The organism is Rhodococcus sp. NFXS4, assembly GCF_058139645.1.
The window spans coordinates 762,878-772,134 of record NZ_CP192221.1 but is presented as its reverse complement, the minus strand read 5'-3'; the positions used below and the strand labels follow the sequence as shown (position 1 = coordinate 772,134).

Below are 9,257 nucleotides of genomic sequence, written 5' to 3'. Positions count from 1 at the left end.
ACGGATCCCGTCATGAGCTCCGCATGGCGAGTCCGATACCCGTCGAGGTCAACGGCACGACGTCGATCTCGGTGCCGTCGGCGAAGCCGTCGCACGACTCGCTGTCGCCCCGGCCCGCGTCGGTGACCACCACGGCGAGATCCTCGAACTCCCCGGCGTCCACCGCCGACAGGTCCGACGGGGTGGCGAACAGGTGCGTCACCCACTGATCGAGCAGCACGTCCGTCAGCGACTCCGCCGCACCGTCCTGCACCAGCACAGCGGCGCCCGCGACACCGGCGACCAGCGCCCGCAGCGCCTGCGACACGGTCGAGACCGCCGCCGTCGCGAACAACCGGGACTCGTAGTCCACGGCGAGTCGATCGAGTTCGGCGGACACGATGCCGGAGAGCTCGTCGAACGTGAGCACGCCGACCGAGCCCGTCCCGGTCGGCAGGACCAGCGCCGGATCGGCTCCGTTCTGCGGGCGTGCCCGATCCGCGTACGTGACGGGGCGCGCGGAGAACTGCGCCACGTCGTCGGCGGCGTCGTCCACCGACAGGATCAGCGGCGCCCGACTCCCGTTGCGGGATGCGCCGGACAGCACGATCACGTCGGGTGCGACTCGGCCGATGTCCAACGCCGCGCCTGCCTTGAGGATCCCCCACCACAGGGCCAGGGTGTCCGTGTCGAGGCCGGAGTCGCCGGACCGGACCGCGACCGTCGACCCGGCACCGACTCCTGCCCCCGCGAGCCAGCGCGCCAGGCGGTTGGAACGAGCGTCGAGGTCGGCGTAGCTGACCTCGTTCTCGCCGATCACGACGGCGGGGGCGTCCGGATCCGATTCCACGGCCGACGCGAACGACGTGACCACCGACGGTCCCGAGTACGCCGCGGGAGTCGTGGGCTCCACCACGGGCGCCGCGGTGACCACCTCGGCGAGCGGCAGATCGGCGACGACGCGCGTGGGTTCGGTGACCCCGGCCCGCAGCACCGACGCCAGATGCCGGCCGAAGGTCTCCACCGTCTCCTCGTCGAACAGCTCGGTCGAGTACGTGAACATCATCGTCATGTCGCCGCCCGGCTTCCGCGAGCCGTCGTCGTCGACCGTGAGCAACAGATCGAAGTTGGCGGGCTCGAACGGATTCTCCAGTTCGGACACGGTGATCTCGGGCAGCTCCACCCGCGCCGGCGTGATGTTGCGGAACGCCAGTGCGGTCTGGAAGAGCGGCGGCACCGATCCCGTGCGCTGCGGCGCGACGGCGTCGACGACGGTCTCGAACGGCACCTCCGAGTGCGCGAACGCGTCGACGTCCACGCGACGGGCTGCGGCCACCAGTTCGGCGAAGCTCACATCCTCGTCGACCCGCAGACGCAGGGCCACCGTGTTGACGAGCATGCCGACCAGGTTGTCGAGCGCCGGATCTCCGCGGCCCGCCAGAGCGGTGCCGATCGCGATGTCCGTCGATCCGGACAGGCGGGAGAGGACGACGGCCAGGGCCGCGTGCACCACCATGAATCGCGTCGCGTTGTGGTCGCGCGCCAGTGCCTCCACCCGGTCCGCCGCGAAACCGTCCACGGCGAAGTGGACGGACGCACCCTCGCGGGTGGGCGACGCCGGCCGCTCCCGGTCACGCGGCAGGTCCAGCTCCGGGGGCAGGCCGTCGAGAGCCTGCTTCCAGTAGGCGATCTGGGCGGACGCGACCGACTCGGCGTCGCGGGGCGAGCCGATGACGTCGCGCTGCCACACCGCGTAGTCCGCGTACTGGACGGGGAGCGGAGCCCACGCGGGGTCGGCGCCCTCGGTGCGTGCGAGGTAGGCGGTGACGAGGTCGCGGGTCAGCGCCACGCGGCTCACGCCGTCCGCGGCGATGTGGTGCACGACGATCGCGAGCACGGCCTCGGTGGAGACCCCTGGGTCACGGAAGACCGCGAGCCGCAGCGGGACCGCCGTGGTGACGTCGAAGCCGCTCGTCGCGAGAGCGACGAACTCGTCGATCCACCGCGCGGACGGAACGTCCTCGACCGCGAGCTCGACGCCCGCCTCGTCGACCGTGAGGATCTCCTGCCGCGGTACGCCGTCCGTGTGGGGATAGACGGTGCGGAGGATCTCGTGCCGCGTCACGAGGTCGTGCACGGCCCGGCGCAGGGCGTCGAGATCGAGACGGCCCTCGAGTCGGATGCCCAACGGCAGGTTGTACATCGGCGACGACGGGTCGAGCCGGTTGCTCAGCCACATGCGCTGCTGTGCGAGTGCCAGCGGGATCACGTCGGGACGGGGACCGGCGACGAGCGCGGGTCGATCGGAGGCACCGAGCTCGGCGACGACCGCCGCGAGACGAGCCACGGTGGTCGCGTCGAACACGGCCCGGACCGGAACGTGCACGCCCAGTTCGGTACCGATGCGGGACGCGACCTGCGTCGCGACGAGCGAGTTGCCGCCGAGCCCGAAGAAGTCGTCGTCCAGGCCGACGGGCGTGACGTCGAGGATGTCCTCGAAGACCCCCGCGATCGCCTTCTCCACCCGCGTCTCGGGTGCGCGGTACGTGCGATCGGAGTCCTCGGTGACCTCGGGCAGTGCCTTGCGGTCGAGCTTGCCGTTCACGGTCAGCGGCAGACGGTCCAGCTCGACGATGCGCGCGGGAACCATGTACGCCGGCAACAGCGAGGCGACGTGTTCGGTGACTGCCGCCGCGTCGACCGTGGAGCCCGATTCGGGCACCACGAACGCGACCAGGACGTCGCCGGCCGGACGCCGCACCACCGACGCCGCGGCCCCCGCGACACCGGGCGTGGACGCCACCACAGTCTCGATCTCGCCCAGTTCCACGCGGAATCCGCGAATCTGGACCTGGGCGTCCGCACGTGCGAGGTACTCCAGTGCACCGTCGCGGTTCCACCGCACGACGTCACCGGAGCGGTACATCCGCTGACCGGCCAGGTACGGGTTGGCCACGAACCGGGTGGCGTTCAGGTCGGGGCGACCGACGTAGCCCTGTGCCAACTGATCACCCAGGACGTAGAGCTCACCGGGAACGCCGACGGGCACGGGCCGCAGGGCGTCGTCGAGCACGATGCCGCCGAGCCCCGGGACGGGAACGCCGATCACACTGCCCTGGGCCGCGGCCGCGAATGCCGCCGTCAGCTCCTGGTAGGTGACGTGCACCGTCGTCTCGGTGATGCCGTACATGTTCACGAGGCGGGGACTGTCGTCCGCGTGCCGCGCGTACCAGCGCTGCAGCTGCGACAGATCCAGCGCCTCACCGCCGAAGACGACGTGGCGCAGGGACAGCTCGGTGCCCGCCCGATCGCGCTCGGCCTCGGCGAGTTGGTAGAACGCCGACGGTGTCTGGTTGAGCACCGTCACGCCCCGGTCGGCGAGCATGTCCAGGAAGTCGCCCGGCGAGCGCGCGGTCCAGTGGTCCACCACGACGACGCTGCCGCCCGTGGTGAGCGCGCCCCACAACTCCCACACCGAGAAGTCGAAGGCGTAGGAGTGGAACATCGTCCAGACGTCGTCGGGCCCGAAGCCGAAGTACTGCTCGGTGTTCGTCAGCAACGTCACCACATTGGTGTGCGGGATCGCGACACCCTTCGGGTTCCCGGTGGATCCGGAGGTGTAGATGATGTACGCGACGTCGTCCGGCCGTGCCATGGGCAGCAGCGCGGTGGACCCCGCCTCCGAATCCGATTCCGGCGCGACCACATCGGTGTCCACGACGACGGTCAGGCCGTCGCGGCGCACCTGGTCCTCGAGCCGAGCAGAGACCACGGCGAAGCGCGCACCGGAGTCGGCGACGACGTAGTCGACACGGTCACCGGGATACTCCGGGTCGATCGGCACGTAGGTCGCGCCGGCCCGCATGACGGAGAACAGCACGGCGACCAGATCCACCGACCGGTCGCACACCACCGCGACCCGATCGCCGGACCGCACCCCCATCGCGTACAGCCTCGCTGCAGCAGCGCGCGAACGAGAGTCCAAATCGCCGTACGTGATCGAGACCTCGCCGAACCGCACCGCACTCGCCTCGGGGTGGCTCGCCGCGTGATCGAGCACCCGCGAGACGATGGTGTCGCCACCCACGGGACGGCCCTCGGACACGCGCTGGATCGACCTCTCGGCGACCACGCGGTCACTGGCGTCGAGCACGTCGATGTCGGCGACCGACACACTGGGATCGTCGACGATGGTGGTCAGCACCTGCACGAACCGGCGCGTGATCGCGTCGATGGTCGAGGCGTCGAACAGTGTCGACGCGTACGAGAACGTGGCCGGCATACCGGCCGGACGGCCCGCGTCGTCGGTGCGGTCGGTCATGGTCAGCTGCAGATCGAACTTGACCACCTGCAGGTCGAGATCGACCGTGGACAGGCGCAGTCCGGTGAGTTCCACCGTCGAGTGACCCATGTTCTCGAACGCCAGCATCACCTGGAAGATCGGGTGACGCGACTCCGACCGCGCCGGGGACAGCACCTCCACGAGACGCTCGAACGGCACGTCACTGTTGGCGAACGCCTGCAGGTCGCGTTCGCGGACGTGGTCCAGCAGCGCGTCGAACGGCTGGCGACTGCCCACAGTGGTGCGCAGCGCCAAGGTGTTCACGAACATGCCGACGAGGTCGTCGATCGCCGCGTCGCCCCGTCCCGCGACCGGGGTACCGATGACGATGTCGTCGGTAGAACTGATCTTGGCGAGCGTCACGGCCAGCGCCGCGTGCACCACCATGAAGAGCGTGGTGCGGTGGCGCCCGGCCAGGTCGATCATCTTCGCGTGGAGCTCGGCATCGATCTCGAACGCGTGCGCTCCGCCGCTGAGCGACGACCGGGACGGACGGGCCCGGTCGATCGGGAGCGGCAGCAGATCCGGTGCGTCGCGCAGGGTCTCGACCCAGTAGCGCTCCTGCTGCGCGATGAGCGACGTGGGATCGTCCTCGGACCCCAGCACCTCCCGCTGCCACAACGTGTAGTCGACGTACTGCACGGGCAGTGGGGTCCACGTGGGCGCGTAGAACGCGATGCGGGCGCTGTAGGCCGCCATCAGGTCGCGCGCGAGGGGTGTCAGGGATGCACCGTCGGCGGAGATGTGATGCACCACGATGGCCAGCACGTGGTCGGTCTCGCTGATCTGGAACAGGCGACCGACCAGCGGGACGTGCTCCGTGACCTGGAAGGTGGTCATCGCGAAGGAGATCAGCACGCCGTGCAGATCCTCCGCGTCGACCGGCACGGGTGTCAGGTCCGGCACCACGGCCTCGGGATCGTGGACGACCTGGACCGGTCCGTTCTCGGTGTCCGGGTAGGACGTCCGCAGCGCCTCGTGGCGGTCGACGACGTCCATGATCGCGACCTGCAGCGCGGCGATGTCCAGATCACCCTCGAGGCGCAGGGCCAACGGGATGTTGTAGGCGACCGACGACGGGTCGAACTGATTGAGGAACCACATGCGGCGCTGCGCGAGCGACAGCGGCACCGGCCCGGTCCGCTCGCGGGGCACCAGCGGCGTGCGGGTCTCGCCGTGGCCACCCTGCTGCAGCCGGGACGCGAGCGACTCGACGGTGGGTGCCTCGAACAACGTGCGCACCGAGACCTGTGTCCCCAGTGCGGCACCCAGACGGGAGACGGCGCGCGTCGCGATGAGCGAGTTGCCGCCGAGAGCGAAGAAGTCGTCGTCGAGTCCGACCCGGTCGACACCCATCAGTTGCGTGAAGACGGATGCCACGATCTCCTCGACCACGGTGGTCGGGGCGCGGAACTCGCGCGTCGCGAGCACCGGCTCGGGCAGCCGCCGGTGGTCGATCTTGCCGTTGACGGTGACGGGCAGGCGGTCCAGGACCACGACGGCGGCAGGGATCATGTGCGACGGAAGATGCTGCGCCGCATGGCGTAGCAGTTCGGTGTGCTCGAGCGTCGTGTCCGGACGCAGCACGACGTACGCCGCGAGCACCGTGGCCCCGGACGACTGCCGGTGCGCCACGGTGACGGCGGTGCGGACGCTGGGATGCTCGGCGAGCACCGCGTCGATCTCGCCCAGTTCGATGCGGAAGCCGCGGATCTTCACCTGCGAGTCGGCGCGACCGACGTAGACGATGTCGCCGTCCTCGGTCCACCGGACCAGGTCACCGGTGCGGTACATGCGCCCGCCCGGCTCGGCCCACGGTCCGGCCACGAAGCGCGTGGCGGTGAGCGCGAAGCGATTGGCGTACCCGCGGGCGAGGTCCACACCGGCGAGATACAGCTCACCCACGACACCCACGGGAACGGGCCGGAGCCTGTTGTCCAACACCACCTGTCGCGTTCCTCGGATGGGCGACCCGATGGTCACGGGAGCACCGGGCACCAATGGATCGGAGATCGATCCGATCATCGTGGTCTCGGTGGGGCCGTAGGCGTTCCGCAGCGCGGTGCGCGGAGCCCAGCGTGCCGCCACCTCGGACGGCAAAGCCTCACCGGCGCTGATGATCGACTCGATCTGCTCGAGACCGTCCGGGTCCAACGATCCCAACGCGGCCGGCGTGATGACGACGTGCGTGACGTTCTTCTCGCGGATGTAGTCCGCGAGTTCCTCTCCGCCGAACACCCCCGACGGAGCGAGAGCCAGAGTCGTCGCCGACGAGAGCGCCATCAGCTGCTCGAAGATGGACGCGTCGAAACTCGGCGACGCGACACCGAGGACGACCGACTTCGTCGACACCCCGTACGAGACGGTCATCTCGCCGATGATGTTCGACAGTCCGTCGTGGCCGACGGTGACGCCCTTCGGCAAGCCGGTGGATCCCGAGGTGTAGATCATCCACGCAGCGGTGAACGGTCGGACCGGAGCCGATCGCTCGGCGTCGGTGATGCGGGCGGGCGAGCAGACCTCGAGGTCGCCGCACAGCTCGTCGTCGTCGACGACGAGCCAGTCGATCGTGTCCGGCAGGTCCGCGACGTGTCGTCGGGTGGTCACGCCGATCCGGGCGCCCGAGTCCCCGAGCATGTGCACGATGCGCTCGAGCGGATACGCCGGGTCGATGGGCAGGAAGGCGCCGCCCGACGCCACGATCGACCACGTCGCGTGGATCATCTCGACCGATCGACCGAGTGCGACCGCGACGACGCTCTCCGGTCCGACGCCCCGCGAGATCAGCAGCCGGGCCAGGCGGTTGGAGCGCGCGTCGAGCTCTGCGTACGTGACCGATTCCGACCCGCACGTGACGGCCACCGTGTCCGGCGCGGCGTCGACGGCGCGGGCGATGATGTCGCCGAAAGTGACCTGCGGGAAGCTCTCGCCGCCCAGTGCGGGGACGAAACGCCGCCGCTCGTCGTCGGTCAGCACCTCGAGCGACCCGAGCGGTGCGTCGGGCTCGGCATCGATCAGCGCATCGAGGAAGCGCACGAAGCGGGCACGATGCGCGTTCAGCTGGTCCTGCGTGTACCGCAGCGGGTTCGCCTCGAAGTCGATCCGCAGTTCGCGGCTGTCCGCACCGGGATAGATGTTCAGCGCCAGGTCCTCGACCGGACCCGTGGTCAGGACGTTGTACGAGCCGTTGAGGTCGCCGAGCCGCAGCTCGTCGTGGAACAGCATGATGTTGATCGACGGGCCGAACAGTCCGCGTTGGGTCGCCGACTCGCCGCTGTCGCGACGAATGTCCTCGTGGCGGTAGCGCTGCCGGCGCAGGGCGCCGGTGAGTTCGAGCTGGGCGCGGGACGCGGACTCGGCGACCGTGCAGCTCGGCGGGAGTGCGAGACGCAGCGGGACGACGTTGGAGACCATGCCGCCCGAGCGACGCATGGCCGCCGTCGTGCGCGCCGAGACCGGCAGGCTCAGGACCGTGTCCTCGGCCCCCGTCATGCGGGAGACGAACGCGGCGAAGGCGGCGACCACGAACGGTGCCGACGCGGTGCCGAGTTCGGTGACCCGCCGGTCGAGGCGCTCGGCGAGGTCGGTGGAGACGAAGCCACCGGCGATGAGCGCGGGCGACGTCGGCGGAGCGGTGACGGCCGAGAGGGACGGCGGATCCGGGAGGCTGCGCACTCTCTCCGCCCAGTACGCGGCGTCCTTCTCGAAGCGGTCCGACGAGCGGTACTTGGCGTCGTCGACATAGAGATCGTTCAGATCGACGGCCTTGGAGGGTTCGGGCTCCCTGCCCTCCACCGCTGCCGTGTACAGCGCAGCGGTGCGCTGGATCATCGTCATCGCGCCGAAACCGTCGAGCGCGACGTGATGGATTCGGGAGTACCAGAACCACCGCTCGTCGCTCAACTGCAGCACGTGGGACACCACGAGGCGGTCGACGAGCATGTCCACCGGCGTGCTGTACTCGCGCGTCATCCAGTCCATCGCCGCGGCTTCCGGGTCGGACTCGGAGCGCAGGTCGAAGTAGGAGATGTGATCACGCATGCTGAGGTCCACGTACTGGAACGGCTCGCCGTCCACCTCGGCCAGACGCAGATAGCCCGATCCGAACTCGCGGCCCGCCCGGTCCAGCGCGTACTCGAGACGGTCGAGGTCGAGGCTTCCGTTCAGCTCGACGTAGTGCGCGATCGCGATCGGCACGTCCCCGGCCAACTGCTGCGCGAACCAGATGCCGCGCTGTGCTCCCGACAGCGGAAACGCGCCCTCGGGCAGCACTCCCGCCGAGCTCACCTGCGTCTCGCTCGTCACCGTCTCGTCGGAGCGGTCGTCGTCAGCCGGTCCGCCGTCGAACCGTGCACCGTCATCCACTCGTCTACTCCCCGTGATCTCTCGCGACACCGTGCTCGCGCACCGCGCCCCAACCGACCGAGCCCACCGTCGTGAACGGTGGCAGGACAGCGATTCCCCCGATTCGCGATCCGTACCCGGCGCTGTGCCCGTCGATTCGCCCGTGGGCGTCGTGCTCCACTTCCACCTCATTCCTTACCGGAATGCGGGCGCCACTCGTTACGTCGCTGATCAGTGACGATGAATCGACGTGGTCGATGACAGTCCTTTCGTTGGCAAGCAGCCCTCCATGCTAGTCGACCACGTCGGGTACGACCCAACGCGCTCGCCGCGCAACGCGAGAAAAGGGTGTGTGAGCAGGGACGACGCCCTCGGAACACGGTCCCCAACCCCGTCACGAGGAATGGCACGAAAACGGTCGACGATCCCGTTTCCGGAGGGATTGTCGGACTTTCCACCGAACAGGCGCCGCCCGTGGCCCACCGACGCGCCGAATGCGGCCCGCGACGCTCCCGGCGGCGTCGACCGGGCGTGGAACATGCACCCACACCGCGAGACTGTTGTCACACATCGACACTACCGCCGGGTAGCG

Annotated in this window: 1 protein-coding gene; it reads right to left on the bottom strand. The window is 69.6% G+C overall.

Annotated elements, in window-relative coordinates:
- Positions 1-10 precede the first annotated feature (10 nt).
- Positions 11-8,686: an amino acid adenylation domain-containing protein gene (locus J4E04_RS03740; RefSeq protein WP_490149909.1), complete on the bottom strand. Its 8,676-nt coding sequence runs from the start codon at positions 8,684-8,686 to the stop codon at positions 11-13.
- Positions 8,687-9,257: the final 571 nt, after the last annotated feature.